This is a genomic window from candidate division WOR-3 bacterium (assembly GCA_013177935.1).
In the GTDB taxonomy this organism is placed as follows: Bacteria; Hydrothermota; Tepidihabitantia; order Tepidihabitantales; family Tepidihabitantaceae; genus Tepidihabitans.
Window position 1 is genome coordinate 22,672 of record JABLXZ010000005.1, and the last position, 15,361, is coordinate 38,032.

Consider the following 15,361-nt stretch of genomic DNA (forward strand, 5'->3'; position numbering starts at 1 on the left):
GCGATGGCGATAGACTTTTCCGGTGCTGGAGAGATTCAAGCCACCCGCAACCCGGGTGGCTTGCTTGTTATTTCCGAAAGGCTTCCTTATCTCAAATCGCTGTCCCTCGGTTTCGCCTTTCGGCTCGGAAGTCGTGATGACCCGCCCGGACAGGAAGGAACCGCCCATCTCATCGAACATATGATTTTCAAAGGAACCGAACAGATGGACGCGCGGGCGATAAATGTGATGGCTGAGTCCTGCGGTACCGAGTTAAACGCCTTTACCGACAAAGAAGCAACCTGTTTCTACGCCCGGGCACCGGCTGATAAATTAAAAGAGGTTACCGGGTTGCTAACCGAAATTTTAGGAAAGCCCGCTTTCCTTGAAGCCGAACTGCTGAAGGAAAAAGAGGTGGTCACCGAAGAAATCCGGAGTAATGAAGAGGACCCGGAATCGTGCGCCATTAACCTGCTGCTTCAGGCGCTCTACGGTGCAAGCCCTTTGGGTAAACCGGTTGTGGGAACATTCAATTCGGTTGCGTGCATAAGCCGGCAGCAATTGCACAATTTTTACCATCAGAATTACGGGACTCAATCTGCCATTGCGGTTGCGGTGGGCGATGTTGAGCACCAGCAGGTTGTTGAGCTCCTCGCCCGGTTGAATCGGGACAACTGTCAAACCCCATCCCGGGTTCGTTCAACATTGATGGCGCCGCAAACCCTGGTCCGCAGCCGGCGTGAACTGTCCCAGGTTTTCGTCTGTCTTGCCAAACCCGCCTTTTCCTTTGCCGACCCGAGGCGCTATGCCCTTTCGGTGTTAAACACCGCCTTAGGTGGTGGCGTCTCTTCCCGGCTGTTTCAAAGGTTGCGTGAAGAGGAGGGTTTGGTATATTCAATAGGCAGTTTTGTTGAACTTTACGAAGAAACGGGTCTTTTAGGCATCTACTTTATCGCCGAGAAGCGAAAACTGCCCCGGTGCGTCACGGCGCTGAAAGATGAACTGGCACGATTACGGCAGGAGAAAATCAACCGGGAAGAGTTTGAACGGTCGTTAACAATGACCCGCAGCGCCCTGATTTTAGGTTCGGAAAGTTCCATCAACCGGATGATGCGAATTGCCCGCAGTTATCTTATGCTGGGCAGGGTGACAACTCTGGAGGAGGCGATTGAGGTTTACAACCGGTTAAAGCGCGATGAGGTTGCCCAACTGGTTGATGAACTTTTAAGCGACGACCGCTTTTATGCCGGCGTCGTCGGTCCGGTTCAGGAAGGGGAAATAAGACAGGTATTAGAACAATGAAAGGAGCCGATGATGAGTGAAAAACAAATCTTGCAACTTTCCCAGCGTGCCCGGTTAATGCCCGCATCGCCCATCAGGCGGCTTGTGCCCTATGCCGAAAAGGCAAAGGCAAGAGGGATAAAGGTTTACCATCTCAACATCGGGCAGCCCGACATCGAAACCCCGGCCGAGATAATGCGAGGCTACCGCGAAGTTGACATCAAGGTTCTCGGTTATGGCCATTCTGCCGGATTGCAAACCTATATCCAGACGCTCGTTTCCTACTATCACTCGGTCGGAATTGATGTTACCGGCGACGACATCCTCGTAACCACCGGTGGCAGTGAGGCGATTCTCTTTGCCATCAAAGCGGTTACCGACCCGGGTGATGAAGTGATAGTGCCCGAGCCGTTTTACACCAACTACTTCGGCTTTGCGGTAATGGCAGGAGTGAAACTGGTACCGATAACCACCCACGCCGATAACGGGTTTGCCCTGCCTTCAAAAGAACAGTTTGTGCGCCTGATTACCCCCCGCACCAAAGCGATTCTCTTCTCCAACCCTGGCAATCCGACCGGTGTTGTTTACTCCGAAGCGGAGATGGAACTGTTGCGCCAGCTCGCACTCGAGTACAACCTGTTCTTAATCGGCGACGAGGTGTACCGGGAGTTTGTTTACGATGAAGGTGTCCAGCCTTTGAGTGTTCTAAACCTGAAAGGGGTCGAAGACCGCACGGTGATGGTTGACTCCATCTCCAAGCGCTACAGCGCCTGTGGTGCCCGGGTCGGCTGTGTTGTGAGCCGAAACCGCGATTTTATGGCGGCGATGCTGCGATTTGGTCAGGCGCGACTTTGCCCGCCGACCGTTGACCAGTTAGCCGCACAGCGCGCCCAGGATATTCCACCTTCCTACTTTGCGCAGGTGCGGGACGAGTACCGGCGCCGCCGCGATGTCCTGTGCGACGAATTGAGTAAAATCCCCGGTGTCAAGTTCCTGCGACCCCGGGGCGCATTTTACCTCATTGCGCGCCTGCCCGTGCCTGATGCCGAAGCGTTTGCCATCTTCCTGCTCAACGACTTTCACCTTGACCACGAAACGGTGATGCTGGCACCGGCACAGGGTTTTTACGCCACGCCTGGTCTGGGCAACGATGAGGTACGCATCGCCTATGTGCTGAAGTGCGAAGACCTGGTGCGCGCGGTCCGGGTCCTGGCGGCAGGTTTAAAAGCATTTCCGCATCGAACCGAATAGCCGATGCGCATCTGCATGGTCTCGGACAACTACTACCCTTATATTGGTGGTATCGCCGAACACATCCACCATCTGGCAAGAGAGTTGCGTCACCGGGGCCATACGGTAAAAATCCTCACCACCAAGGTCGGCGCCAAGATGATCGACTGCCTGGACCAGGTTCCGGACGAAGACCAGGTTTTTCGGGTAGGCCGGGGTCTGGTGATTCGCTCCAACAAATCGTTTGCCCGCGTTCCGGTCGCAATCAGGCCCGGTGCCCGGGTTAAAAAATTTTTCGAAAAGGAACAGTTTGAAATCATCCATATGCACGGCTCGCTCGCTCCGACCCTGCCGCTCGTCGCACTCCGTGTTTCCCGGATGGTAAATGTGTTCACCTTCCACGCCAACCACGACAAAAGCATCGGCTATGCGCTCGCCCGTTCCGTTCTTTTACCATATTTTCGGGCGATTCATGGCAAAATAGCGGTCTCGACCGCGGCTCGGGACTCTGCTGCCAAATACTTTCCGGGTGAATATCGCATCATCCCCAACGGTATTGATGTCCAGTTCTTCCGGCCTGATGTCGCACCGGTTCCCGAACTAAACAACGGCCGGCCCAAAATCCTTTTCCTGGGCCGATTTGAACCACGCAAAGGGCTCAAATACCTGTTGATGGCACTACCCGAAATCGTCCATGAGATACCGGATGTGCAACTGGTCGTGGTCGGCACCGGCTTGTTAGGCTACGCTTATAAAGGCTACCTTGACAAAGATGTTGAAGAGCATGTCTACTGGGCAGGACTAATACCGGGTGAAATGCGGCCCGCCTACTATCGCAGTTGCGACCTGTTCTGTTCACCGGCAATCGGTTACGAAAGTTTTGGTATCGTCCTGCTCGAAGCGATGGCGACGGGTCGACCGGTTGTTGCCTCGGACATTGTCGGTTATCGCACCGTCCTGACCCCGGGTGAGCAAGGTTTTCTCGTTCCGCCCCGTGACCCGCATCGGCTGGCACAGGCGATTGTCAAAATTCTCAAAGAGCCCGAACTGGCGCGCAAAATGGGCGAAGCCGGCAGACGCCGGGCACTGGAATTTTCCTGGGCCAGGGTTGCCGAACAGGTTGAACAGTTCTATCAGGAACTGCTCGACCGCTACCCGGTTCCAAGGTTTGAGCGCTACTAACCTATGAGCCAGGAAAAACCATCCGCACCCAACACCAATCTACCACCTCATCCCGAAGACACCGTCCCCAACAACCCTGATGCCGGGGTTGAACCATTGACCCCGCGCAAGAGCCAGTTATTACCGGTGTTGCGGATTCCGGAGTTTGTGGTGTTTGCCCTCTCCCAGGCTTTTTCTCTGTTCGGTGACAAACTGGACTATATGGCACTTCTCGCGATGATTGCCTACTACGCCACCCGGTTCGGCTGGGAAAGTGCCCGGGCAATCTCCTACCTTTCGGTCGTGGTCGCCCTGCCCACGGTACTATTTGGACCGCTTGCCGGCGTTCTCGTTGACCGCTGGGACCGGCGCAAGGTGATGATTGTGTGCGACTCCTGCCGGACGGTGCTCGTGCTACTCATCCCGCTCCTTGCCATCGCCACCAATCAACTGCTCCTCGTCTACTTTCTTGCCTTTTTAGTGTTTCTCTTTGGCTTATTCTTCAACACCTCCCGGCTCGCAATCATCCCCAACCTCGTGGGACCGGAGCGGGTGCTCGGTGCCAACTCGGTCTTAAACATCATTGGCCGGCTCGCAACATTCGCCGGAATGGTTCTCGGCGGTTTAATCGTGGACTGGAACGGCTGGGCACGCATGGGAATTAGACCGGTCTGGACCGCGGGATTTTACCTTGACTCCTTCACCTATTTCGTCTCGGTCATTTCGCTCCTCTTTATCTTCAAGCGGCTTGCCAGCGGCAAGAAGTACAACGCACCGCACCAGCCCGAGGTTCAACTTTTTATCAAAGAGCAGTCCCGGATGATTGAAAGTGTCAAAGGGTTGCTGCGCGTGGTCAAAGGCGAGCCCGCGGTCTGGTTCGTTTACTCCTCAATCGTTTTGATGGTGATTTTGGGCGCCGCGGTCATCGTCCTCTATGTTCCGGTGATTCAGTCAAGCCGGGAACTGGGCGGTGTTGGTCTGGGTACCAAGGGTGTTGGTTATGTCGCGGCTATCGGCTCAATCGGCTTACTCCTTTCCTCAATGGGTTACGGCATCATTGGCCATCGCCTGCCCAAACACAAGGTCATCCTTGTCTGTTTTTTAGTGATGGGTGCGGTTGTCGCCGGACTCGCCGCCTCAAAGACATTCGCGCCGGTTGCACCCTTGATATTTATCGCCGGATTGGCACTGTCACCGGTCTATATCGGTATGGACACCCTGTTACACGAAGCGGTGCCCGAAGAGGTCCGGGGCCGTATCTTTTCCACCCGGGACTGGCTCTTACATCTACTTTTTGCCATTGCCGCATTTTTAATCGGACAGTTGACCAACTTCTTCTCCAGCCGGCGGTTACTGTTTGGTTTTGGAATTCTGGTCGTCGTCGCTTGTATTGCCGGGTTTTTTGTCACCCGGAATAAGAAAATCGGCTAAATAGCTAAAAAGGAGGAATAATGTTTGACCCAAGAATTGAAAAACTGGCAAAACTGATGGTCCGTTACAGCGTCCGGCTCAAAAAAGGCGAATGGGCGGTAATCTATGGTCCAGCCAATGCCGAACCCTTGTTAAAGGCGCTGGAACTGGAGGCGTTGAAGGTTGGTGCCAATGTGACCCTGCGCGTCACTATTCCGGACGCCACCTATCTTCTGTTCCGCAATGCAAAACCCCAGCAGTTGCGCTTTGTCGCGCCGACCGACCTCGTGGAGGTGGAAAAGGCGGATGCGCTAATCTTTGTGCGGGGCGGCTGGAATCTGAAAGAGTTGACCGGCATCGATGCGGCAAATATGAGTATCTATCAAAGCGCCCGCAAGGTCCTGCTCCAGCGCCGATTGCAGCGCGAGGCGGAAGGAAAACTGCGCTGGGTTCTGACCAACTTTCCGACCGATGCCCTGGCACAAGAGGCGGCGATGTCCCGGATTGAGTACGAGGAGTTTGTGTTTGGTGCCGGTCTGTTAGACAGACCGAACCCAATCCGGGAGTGGCAGAAGATATCAAAACGGCAACAGCGGTTGATTGCCAAACTGAACCGGCTCAGCACCATCCGCATCGTGGGTCAGGACACCGACATCACCTTTGGGGTCCGGGGCAGAAAATGGGCAAACTGCGATGGCCACAACAACTTCCCGGATGGTGAGGTATTCACCGGACCCGAAGAAGATAAAACCGAAGGCGTAATCCGCTACACCTATCCGGCAATCTATCAGGGCAAAGAGGTGGAGAATATCCGGCTCGTGTTCAAAAAGGGTAAGGTGGTGGAAATGTCCGCGGACAAAGGTGCCGACATCCTCCGGGCGATGGTTAACACCGATGAAGGCGCAAAACGGGTGGGTGAACTCGCCTTTGGTACCAACTACTCAATCCAGCGGTTTACCAAGGACATCCTGTTTGACGAAAAAATTGGCGGTACCGTCCATGTCGCCCTGGGCACCGGCTATCCGAAAACCGGCAGTAAAAACCGCTCGGTCATTCACTGGGATATGGTTTGCGACACAAGAAAAGGTTTTACCGTTTATGGCGATGGCAAACCAATAATGAAAGACGGGAGGTTTCTGATATGAAGTACCAGGCACAATTAGACGAACTGCGGGAACTGGTCCGCGCCAGCCAGCGTGCCGAAGATGCCCAGGCACGCGTCGTTATGACGCTGAAAAAACATTTCCCGGAGTTCAACTGGGTTGGCATCTTCCGGCTTGAGGGCAACAACCTTGTACTCGGACCATACCAGGGTAAAGAGCCGAAAGGGTTTGAAAAGATTCCGGTGGGCAGGGGTATCTGCGGTACGGTTGCGGTAACGATGCGCACCGAGGTGGTGCCCGATGTCAGCGCCGATGCCCGCTACCTGACCTGCTTTTCCGAAACCCGCTCCGAACTGGTTGTGCCGATAATCAAACAGGGCAAATTCTGGGGCGAGATTGCGATTGATGCCTCTCAGCCCCACGCCTTTACCCGGGACGAGATTGCCCTAATTGAAGAGGCGGCAAAACTCCTTGCCGAACTGGTTTAACCGGCGCGGCTGGTAATCCGCAGGTCAAAACCCCGGCGCCGCAGTTCCTGAATAAACCGCTTTGTCGGAATTGCCCTTTCTGCGGGCAAAACACCCTTGCTTAAAACCTGTCCCCGACCGAGTAACAACGCGACAATCGCCGCGGAAAAGCCGGTGGTGCGCATCATCGCGGTCAACCCCGTTTTGGGGTCCGCATAGTCAATCAACTGATAACGAACCGTCCGCTTCTTGCCCGCCTTTATCCCCTTGACCTCGACCCGCAGTAAAACCACATCGTCCGTTTCAAAACCGAGGGTGCGCTCCAGTGCACAGGCGAGTTGCGCCCGCGGTATCCGGCGCCAGTTGCCAACTGCGGCTTTTAATAGCAAAAGAAACATCAACCGGTGCCCGGGATAACGAATCGTCTTGTAGTCCAGGGTCTTGACTTTACCCTGAAAAGTCTCGGGCAGGGTCGAAGAGCCGCCCGAAGTGTGAAACGCCTCAAGGGTGCCAAACGGCTCGGGAAACCGGATTGGCTCCACACCGGTAAGCGGCGGCACCTTTTTAATCTTACCGCCCTCTAAGACCAGACAGGGCTCAGCGTACTCATTCAAAAGCCCCTGGGCAGAGAACACCAGTTTGTAGAACAAAGGCGGTTTGGGTTTAACCGGTAAACCGCCCACGCGGATGTGAATCGCCTCGGTTTTATCCAGCCGGCTCACACCGTCCGCGGCAAGGATGTTTGCCATCCCCGGCGCCAAGCCACAGTCCGGCACAACTGTGATGCCAGCAACTTTTGCCTCTTTGTTCAGGGCAAACTGGCGCCGCACCACCGTGTTGTTGCCACCGAGGTCGCAAAAATTGGTTCGGGCAGCAATCGCCCGTTTGGTGAGCCGCAGATTAAAGTTGTAAGGAACACAACTCACCGCCACCGCGCAACGGCCGATTAAAGACAAAAGATTTCGGTCCGTGGCATCGGCTTGAATCGTGACCACCTTCGGGCTCGCCAGAAAATTTTTTAAACTTTGCAACCGCCTCTTATCAACATCAATCAGATAAACCTTCGCCACATCCTTCTGCTGGATAAGGTCAAACGCTACCGCCTTTGCCATCAAACCCGAACCGAATACAACCGTCTCCACCTTCACCCTCCTTTTTGTTTCTCTCCTTCTGCCTTGTTCAATGCCGCCTCAAGCAGCTCCCCGGCAAAAACACCGCTATAACCCTCTTTTGTCTTATAAATCCGGCAGCCAAAGACCGGTGGGTCATTCCGCCGCTCCTTTTCGATGTCAAGCCCGTTCACCTGAACCGAGGGCGAACCAAGAAAGTGATAACGCCGGGCATCCTCCTCACTATTGATTTCCACCATCTCAACCTCAACATCCAGCCTCTTCTCTTTTAGTACCTGCTTCAAAAGCGTCAGCGCCGGCTCTTTGTGGGGACAACCCTCAAAATATAAAAACCTTACTTTCATACCGGTTATAATACATATCTCCAGGCACACTGGCAACCCTGACCTGATTATGCAAAAAAGATGATAGACCAACCGCAATCGCAACTAACAGTTTCAACCCGGCTTATATTCCACTAATTATGATGCGTCGGACAAAGTATACTTTAAAGTATACTGCCCGATTTTATTAATTTTCTATCAACCCCTTGTGACAACGGATGTTAACCCGTTTTTACGCTATTTTCCACACCCAACCCCGGGACTGTATTAGGGATGGTATGGGAAATTGATGCTATTCTTATCTGGTTACAACGCTCCTGACTCCTGATACCTGTTCCCCGCCCCATCTTCCTGTTGCCAGAGTTGACAGGGGCAATGGTTGTGCTAATATTATTCAGTTGGTTCTGCCGGGTCCAGAACCAGCCGTAAAGAAGAAGAGACCCGGAAACGCTTGTGGTCCGTTAAGGTCTGCGTTGGCTGATTTTCTGTCCCGTAGCCTGTAACGTCTCCCCAAGCACAAACCTTACTGGAGGTAAGTAAATGGGTAAGCGTGTGTTTGTGGGAAACCTCCCATTCAGCACCACCGAGGAAACCCTGCGGGAACTTTTTTCTCAGCACGGTGAAGTTGCCTCGGTCGAAATAATCAAAGACAAGTTCACCGAGCGGTCTCGGGGATTTGCCTTTGTGGAAATGGCTACCGATGAGGGAGCCGCAGCCGCCATTGCCGCCCTGAATCAATACGAACTGGACGGCAGACAGCTGACCGTGAACGAAGCGCGGGCACGTACCGAAAGACCACCCCGTGGTGGTATGCGGTAACCGAGCGCGCAATAGCTAACGGTTTTCACGCCGGGCTCTGCCTTGACTGGCAGAGCCCGGTTTTTATACTACATCTATGGCGAGCAAGGTCGGTGATACCCTCTGGTTTCGCTGCAACGGCTGCGGCGAAATCATCTACCGCAAAACATTGGAGTCCAACTTCTACATCTGCAACCGCTGCGGCTTCCACTTCCGGATTAGCCCGGACGACTACATCAAAATCCTTTTAGACGAAGGCAGCTGGGAAGAACTGGATTCCGGACTTATTGCTGCTGACCCGCTTAAGTTTCCGAAATATCCGGAAAAGGTGAAAGAGGCGCGGGAAAAGACCGGCAGAAACGACGCCTTCATCTATGGCCGCGGCCTCATCTCCAGCCTGCCCGTGGTGTTCGGCGCAATGGACTTCAGTTTTATCGGTGGCAGTATGGGCTCGGTCGTGGGTGAAAAGGTGGCGCGGGCGGTTCGGCTGGCGTACACCGAAAAAAGGCCCCTTATCATCATCGCCACTTCCGGTGGTGCCCGAATGCAGGAAGGCATCATCTCCCTGATGCAGATGGCAAAAACCTCAGCCGAACTTGGACTTTTGCGCCGCGCCGGTGTCCCGTTTATCTCGATTCCGATTGACCCTTGCACCGCCGGCGTAATGGCATCGTTCGCCTCGCTCGGTGATGTGATTATCTCTGAACCCGGTGCCCTTTTAGGCTTTGCGGGCCAGCGGGTGATTGAAGACACGATTGGCCAGAAACTGCCTGAAGGGTTTCAACGCGCCGAATTTATGCTCAAACACGGCTTGATAGACATCGTCTGTATCCGCCGCAACCTCAAGGAAACGGTCACCCGTATCCTGACCGTCCTCAGTCCCAGAAAATAAAGGGGTCAATCGATGAGCCAGGTGCTCTTCAAATCGGTCAGCAAAATTTTCAAAAACAGGGTCATCGCGGTTGACAATGTCACCCTCGAGATTAAAGACCAGGAGTTCTTTGTCATCCTTGGTCCATCCGGTTGTGGCAAATCGACCCTGCTGCGCCTTGTTGCCGGGCTGGAAGAACCGGACTCGGGCGAAATTTACATTGGCGACCGCCTGGTCAATACCGTTGAACCCCGGGACCGCGACATTGCGATGGTGTTCCAGAACTACGCCCTGTACCCCCATATGACGGTATTTGAAAATATGGCGTTCGCCTTAAAACTGCGCCGCCTGCCCGGGGATGAGATTCAACGCCGGGTTCTGGAAGCCGCCCGCATCCTTGGCATCGAAGAGCTCCTGGACCGCAAACCCGCCGAGATTTCCGGTGGTCAGCGCCAGCGCGTTGCGGTCGGCAGGGCGATTGTCCGCAACCCCAAGGTGTTTCTGTTTGACGAACCCCTGTCCAACCTTGATGCCAAACTCCGCGTCGGGATGCGGGCAGAACTTGCCCGTCTGCACCAGCAACTGAAAACCACCGTCATCTATGTAACCCACGACCAGGTTGAAGCGATGACTTTAGGTCAGCGCATCGCGGTGATGAAGAGCGGCAAACTGCTTCAGGTTGGTGACCCGGCAACCATCTACAACCGGCCCGCGAACCGGTTCGTTGCCGGTTTTATCGGCTCACCACCGATGAACTTCTTTACCGGCAGAATCACCACCAATCCGCTGCGCTTTGTTCACCAATCGTTCACAATTAACCTGCCGGACCACCTTATCCCCGTAGTAAAACCGGAAGGTGAAATCGTTCTCGGTGTCCGTCCCGAACATATCTTTATCACCGATAACGGTCCGATTAAAGCGGTGGTTGAGGTTACTGAACAGTTAGGCAATGAGGCGCTGGTCTATTTGAAAATCGGTGCCGACCGTTGTGTCCTGCGCACCAATCCGGACCACGCCCCGCGACCCGGAGATACTGTCAACATCTCTTTGGAAACCGGTAAACTGCACCTGTTTGATCCGGTTTCGGAAAACCGGCTGAACTAACGCCGGTGTCTTGAAAAAAATTCCCAGATGAGCCGGGTGGCGTTAATCGCATCGGTCTTTCGGCCATAATTGCTGGGCCTTTCCCTTCCTCCGGGCCAAGTGTGACCACCACCTTCCACTGTCAGAAGCACCACTTCGGTTCCTTTGCGCCCGTTGCGATAAACCGTTTTTTGCACGCCTAAGCCGGTGTCGCTCTTGACCAGCGTTGTTTCTGTCGGCACCGTTTCACAACCGTTCGCTTTTACCCAGAACTCAATTGCCTTTGAAACCGCAACCACCCGACCCCGCTGCTTGACCAGACCAACACCACCACCTTGAAAAGGCACAATCGGGTCTGCGGTACCGTTAATCATCAAAACCGCGATTGGCATTACCGGCTTTTCATCAATTAGATTCTCCGGCAGGGATGCGCCCACCGAAGCGAACGCCGCCAGTTTATGGGAAAGTTCGCAACCTAAACGCTGACACATCATCCCGCCGTTAGACATCCCGGCTGCATAAACCCGGCTCACATCAACTCCCAGCCGCCGGATTAGTGTATCAATCAGCGTGGCGATAAAACCAACATCATCAATCCTCTCCCGGTGCGAACGAAACCGTTTCACCTCCCGGCCATCGTTCCAGTGCCGGTTCACCGCCGCCGGATAAACAACGATAACCCCCTCCTCATCGGCAAGTTTGCTGAATCCGGTAAGTCTTGCAACCGCTTCCGGGGTTCCGCCACCACCGTGCAGCACCAGCACCAGCGGTACCCCATTTTTCCCGCGCACCTTTTCCGGGATGTGTAAGAGAAAATTCCGCTTTCTCCCCTGATAAACAATCGACCCCTTCTGGTCATCGGTCGCCCGCGTTTGCGATAACCGGGGCGCACCGAATAACCATCCTACCAATACCAGTATTAGTAAAATCACCACCGGCATAAAAACTGAACTCCCTGCCCTGAAACAAAAACGGGGCGAGCCGTAATTGACCCGCCCCGTTCTCATCCTTTGTTACCTCAGGTAAACCGCCTTAAGGGTACGCGACTCGCTCTCGCTTTCCAGACGGATTAGATAAACACCCTGCGCCACGCGCTTGCCCGCATCGTCGCGCCCGTTCCAGACCAGTTGATAGTTGTCCGGCTTCATCCGTCCGTTCAATAGCGTCCGCACCTTGCGCCCGCTTCGGTCGTAGATAACCAGCCGCAACTGCCCCTCCTGATTCAGGGTAAACCGCACCTGTACCCGGTCGCGGAAAGTGGTCGGTAACACCTTTAGCCCGCTCACCCGGGTCAAGAGATTTCGGGCATCTTCACCAATCGCCACGAGCGGTGCATCGGTGGTGATTTTAATCGCCCGGCCCGGTGCAATTGGCGCGGCTGCCCGGTGATAAGCGTTATCAAAAACCACCTGAATCGCAATCGTCCGCGTCGGGTCCTGTTCCCCAATCGTCATACTTGAGTTCCGGTTCGCGGTCAGATACTGATACACCACCTCGGTATTGCCATCCGCCGCGGCTAAAGTTGTGTCGTAGAAGATAATCTGCATCTTCTCCCAGGAGTCCCGCGGGTTGTAGTAGTGTACCGAATCCCACTCAACGATAAACCGATGGTTTGCCACATCATGGTAGTACCAGACACTGTTACCGGTGGGTGGATACAAATCGTCCCATTTCAGACACCACATCGGTGGCATACTGGAATTGGGCAAGGAGGTATTGGTCCAGGTTGTCTGCGTCGCTGAACCCGGTGCAACCCAGCCGTTCGAGCAGATGGAAATCTGGGTGTAGCGCTGACCATAGAACTTAATCGGACCGAAGCCCGGGGGTAGTGTAATCTGCCGGGTTTCATCGTCCGAAAGTGTCAGTCTGGTACCGATATTTCTAATCTCCACCCAGCTGAATGTCGGACGCTCTGAATACTCAACATCGATATCGTCGTAGGCGTAATAGAGCGCGGGCTGGCGCGGACCATCCGGAATCGGGTCAACCGCGGTCAGCCTGCCCACCTCAATCCCGAAGGGCACATTCTGCATCGGATACCCGGTCTGGCTGATACGCAGCGTGCACGGAATAACATACTCTCTTGGTATCGCGCTGCTCGCCCGGACCCGGAAATGGTCGGCCTCATTCATCAACCAGGAGTCTGCTGGCACAAACCCGTAAACCGCGACCGAATCAAGAACCTCAAGCCGGCTATCACCCGACTTCAAGATTACGCTCACATTGTAGCCGTTACCGAGCCCGGCGTTCACCAGTTGCACCGCAATGTCGCACTCCTCACCCGGGTCAAGTTTGCCATTGCCGCCGTCATAGGCATATACCGAATCGCCGTAAAGCACCGGTGTACCAACCTTAAATGTCAATCCCGAAGTCCAGACCGAATCCTGGGCGTCGCGAATCGTCAATGTGAACTTGAGCGCATACCCATTGCTGCAAGCCGGTGCCACAGTAAACCGATAGCCCGGATTTCCTGAATAGGCGGTCTCACCCGCCGGTATCGTGCCGAAACTCTTAAAAGAGTCAAGTAGTGTGATGTGGGCGGTGTCAATGGTGCTCAAAACCCCGGTCACACCGCTTGCCGTGTAGTCGCACTGGTTCTTAACCCAGACCGGCAGGTTGATTGTTTCGCCCGGGTTGATAATCCGGTCGTTGTTACCTCCGGCTGAATCGTCAACCTCAGCCCGGTAAAACCGCACCCCGAAGGGCAACGGCGTATTCTCAATACAAAGCATCGCATCAATCCGGCCCGTGCCATAGGTGTTGTTCTTGGGCGGTGTGCCCCGTGGTACAACCGACATCTGCATGATTGAGTCAATCTCCTCAGGTAACAGGTTGGGGTTCTTTTGCAACATCAACGCCGCAATCCCGGCTGCACACGGTGTTGCCATTGAGGTTCCGGACATCGAAATATAACCACCACCGCGCCGACAGGAGATTACATCAAGACCCGGTGCCGAAAAGTCGGGCTTCAAAAGTCCGGGCGGATAGGCGTAATCGTTGTACGGCGGCACGTTTGACCAGGAAACCGGTCCCCAGGAGGTGAAATAGGCGTAATTATCAACCGAATCGGTCGCCCCAATCGTTATCGCACCACCCAAACCGCCCGCCATCTCCGCCGGATGCTTCCAGGGTCCGGGCACATCACCCGGAGTCCGGACATTGTCCGGCGGACTGGAAGAACCTTCATTGCCCGCCGCAATGAAATAAGGCAATCCGGCAGCTGCAACATTGGTCACCGCCTGACGCCACAGCGCGCGCCGCGGGTTCCAGGAGTGCAGCCAGCCCAGACTCATCGACAGGAGATGGGCATGATTCTCCGGCGAAAGCGGCGGCGCAACACAGAACTGCATCGCATTGAAAACTGTGTTCTCCGCAATCGTATCAGGAAACGGCTGCGCCAGACTGGTCTTGGTGCGAATCGTCATAATCCGGGCATTGGGCGCCATTCCGGTGGTATCACCGCCGGTGCCATCACCGGCATTAATCCCGCAGGTGTGCGTGCCATGGCCATTCTCATCCATCGGGTCGTTGTCATTGTTCTCAAAATCCCAGCCGTGATACGGATAGTTCGGGTCCTCCCACATATGGTCGGCAAGGTCCGAATGATTGTAGTCGCAACCGGTGTCAATGTTGCCAATCACCACCCCTTCGCCGGTATAGCCGTAAACAAACCAGACACTATCCGCCTTCACCTTTCTCACATGCCATTCAAGGTTAAAAGTCCCGCCGGTAACATCAGCCGCCGGTCGCTTGACATCAACACCTAACGCATTCTCGGTCGGAATCAAATCCCACTGAATAAACCAGACCTCCGGCCTTTCACTCAACTTCAAAATTACATCGCTCGTCGCCTCGAAGTAAACCGCATTGACAATCCACAGGGGCTTCACATTGCGCACTTTACCCTGGCGCTCGAATCCGGCAAGTTCTGCTAACAAACCCGCCTGACTCCGCGTCGCCAGTTCCTTCAATCCGTTGACCGTTATCTGCCAGCGCGCCTCTTTGTTCTTCACGGTTTGAATCACCGACACCGCATCGAACTGCTCATTGAGCGCAACCATAACCGGCAGATACTCATCCGCTTGTGCCTTTCCCATCCGTTCCATCAAAAGCGGCTCAATCGGTGCCGCAAATCCGATGGTGACGAAAAGGAGGGCGAGAATCAAACACCGCGTCAAAGACATTAGACCTCCTTTTGTTTGTATCATTCTATCCAAAACCGATTGCCGGTCAAGAAAACTTTTCCCACCAATCCTTGACAGATGCTAATTTTGCCTCTAAGGTTTTCCTATGCGGCAGCGGCACCGATTAAAAACCGTTTTCATTTTATTTGCGGTCGCATTTGCCTCTTGTGGTACAAGTCGGACACTTGACTTACGCTTCACGCGATGCGGGGATATGGGATATCAGACAAAGTCAGTGCGTAATCACCACCCGGGCTGCCTTTGCGTCTGTTAACCTGTTTTTAATAAAATAAACACCTGGAACAAGAGCCCGGACATTATTTTCTCCCGGTTTAAGGTCA

13 protein-coding genes are annotated in these 15,361 nt (G+C 54.3%); 9 read left to right on the top strand and 4 right to left on the bottom strand.

Annotated elements, in window-relative coordinates; all coding sequences use genetic code 11:
• Window positions 1–3: 3 nt before the first annotated feature.
• From HPY86_08695 to HPY86_08720, 6 genes are read left to right on the top strand one after another with little or no spacing between them, the layout of a single operon-like run.
• Complete coding sequence (locus tag HPY86_08695; GenBank protein ID NPV14989.1) at window positions 4–1,281, top strand: insulinase family protein; 1,278 nt, start codon at window positions 4–6, stop codon at window positions 1,279–1,281.
• A gap of 27 nt (window positions 1,282–1,308) precedes the next feature.
• The gene (locus HPY86_08700; protein NPV14990.1) at window positions 1,309–2,511 is read left to right on the top strand and encodes a pyridoxal phosphate-dependent aminotransferase; all 1,203 of its coding nucleotides are present in this window, start codon (window positions 1,309–1,311) and stop codon (window positions 2,509–2,511) included.
• Between the two features lie 3 nt (window positions 2,512–2,514).
• Window positions 2,515–3,672, top strand: a complete 1,158-nt coding sequence (locus HPY86_08705) for a glycosyltransferase family 4 protein (protein NPV14991.1) — start codon at window positions 2,515–2,517, stop codon at window positions 3,670–3,672.
• Between the two features lie 3 nt (window positions 3,673–3,675).
• Window positions 3,676–5,082, top strand: a complete 1,407-nt coding sequence (locus HPY86_08710; GenBank protein NPV14992.1) for an MFS transporter — start codon at window positions 3,676–3,678, stop codon at window positions 5,080–5,082.
• Window positions 5,083–5,102: 20 nt separating this feature from the next.
• A complete protein-coding gene (locus HPY86_08715) occupies window positions 5,103–6,206 on the top strand; it encodes an aminopeptidase (protein ID NPV14993.1) in 1,104 nt (367 codons plus the stop codon).
• The gene (locus HPY86_08720) at window positions 6,203–6,652 is read left to right on the top strand and encodes a GAF domain-containing protein (protein NPV14994.1); all 450 of its coding nucleotides are present in this window, start codon (window positions 6,203–6,205) and stop codon (window positions 6,650–6,652) included. The genes HPY86_08715 and HPY86_08720 overlap by 4 nt, the downstream gene beginning before the upstream one ends.
• Here the strand turns inward: HPY86_08720 and HPY86_08725 are convergent.
• The gene (locus HPY86_08725; protein NPV14995.1) at window positions 6,649–7,773 is read right to left on the bottom strand and encodes a saccharopine dehydrogenase; all 1,125 of its coding nucleotides are present in this window, start codon (window positions 7,771–7,773) and stop codon (window positions 6,649–6,651) included. The genes HPY86_08720 and HPY86_08725 overlap by 4 nt on opposite strands.
• Before the next feature lie 2 nt (window positions 7,774–7,775).
• Complete coding sequence (locus HPY86_08730) at window positions 7,776–8,105, bottom strand: DUF2703 domain-containing protein (GenBank protein NPV14996.1); 330 nt, start codon at window positions 8,103–8,105, stop codon at window positions 7,776–7,778.
• A gap of 519 nt (window positions 8,106–8,624) precedes the next feature.
• Between HPY86_08730 and HPY86_08735 the strand changes: the two genes are divergently transcribed.
• The 3 genes from HPY86_08735 to ugpC all read left to right on the top strand — a co-directional run bounded on the left by HPY86_08735 (window position 8,625) and on the right by ugpC (window position 10,857).
• Window positions 8,625–8,903 carry an RNA-binding protein gene (locus HPY86_08735; protein NPV14997.1) on the top strand — a complete coding sequence of 93 codons (279 nt, stop codon included), beginning with the start codon at window positions 8,625–8,627 and terminating at the stop codon, window positions 8,901–8,903.
• 76 nt (window positions 8,904–8,979) lie between these two features.
• Window positions 8,980–9,774, top strand: coding sequence for an acetyl-CoA carboxylase, carboxyltransferase subunit beta (gene accD, locus HPY86_08740; protein ID NPV14998.1), 795 nt, complete (start codon window positions 8,980–8,982; stop codon window positions 9,772–9,774).
• 12 nt (window positions 9,775–9,786) lie between these two features.
• Complete coding sequence (gene ugpC / locus HPY86_08745; GenBank protein ID NPV14999.1) at window positions 9,787–10,857, top strand: sn-glycerol-3-phosphate ABC transporter ATP-binding protein UgpC; 1,071 nt, start codon at window positions 9,787–9,789, stop codon at window positions 10,855–10,857.
• Here the strand turns inward: ugpC and HPY86_08750 are convergent.
• On the bottom strand, window positions 10,854–11,843 hold the full coding sequence (locus HPY86_08750; protein NPV15000.1) for an esterase: 990 nt from the start codon (window positions 11,841–11,843) through the stop codon (window positions 10,854–10,856). The genes ugpC and HPY86_08750 overlap by 4 nt on opposite strands.
• A gap of 6 nt (window positions 11,844–11,849) precedes the next feature.
• Window positions 11,850–15,020 (bottom strand): S8 family serine peptidase, encoded by a 3,171-nt coding sequence (locus HPY86_08755; GenBank protein ID NPV15001.1) that lies wholly within the window; start codon window positions 15,018–15,020, stop codon window positions 11,850–11,852.
• Between the last annotated feature and the right edge of the window lie 341 nt (window positions 15,021–15,361).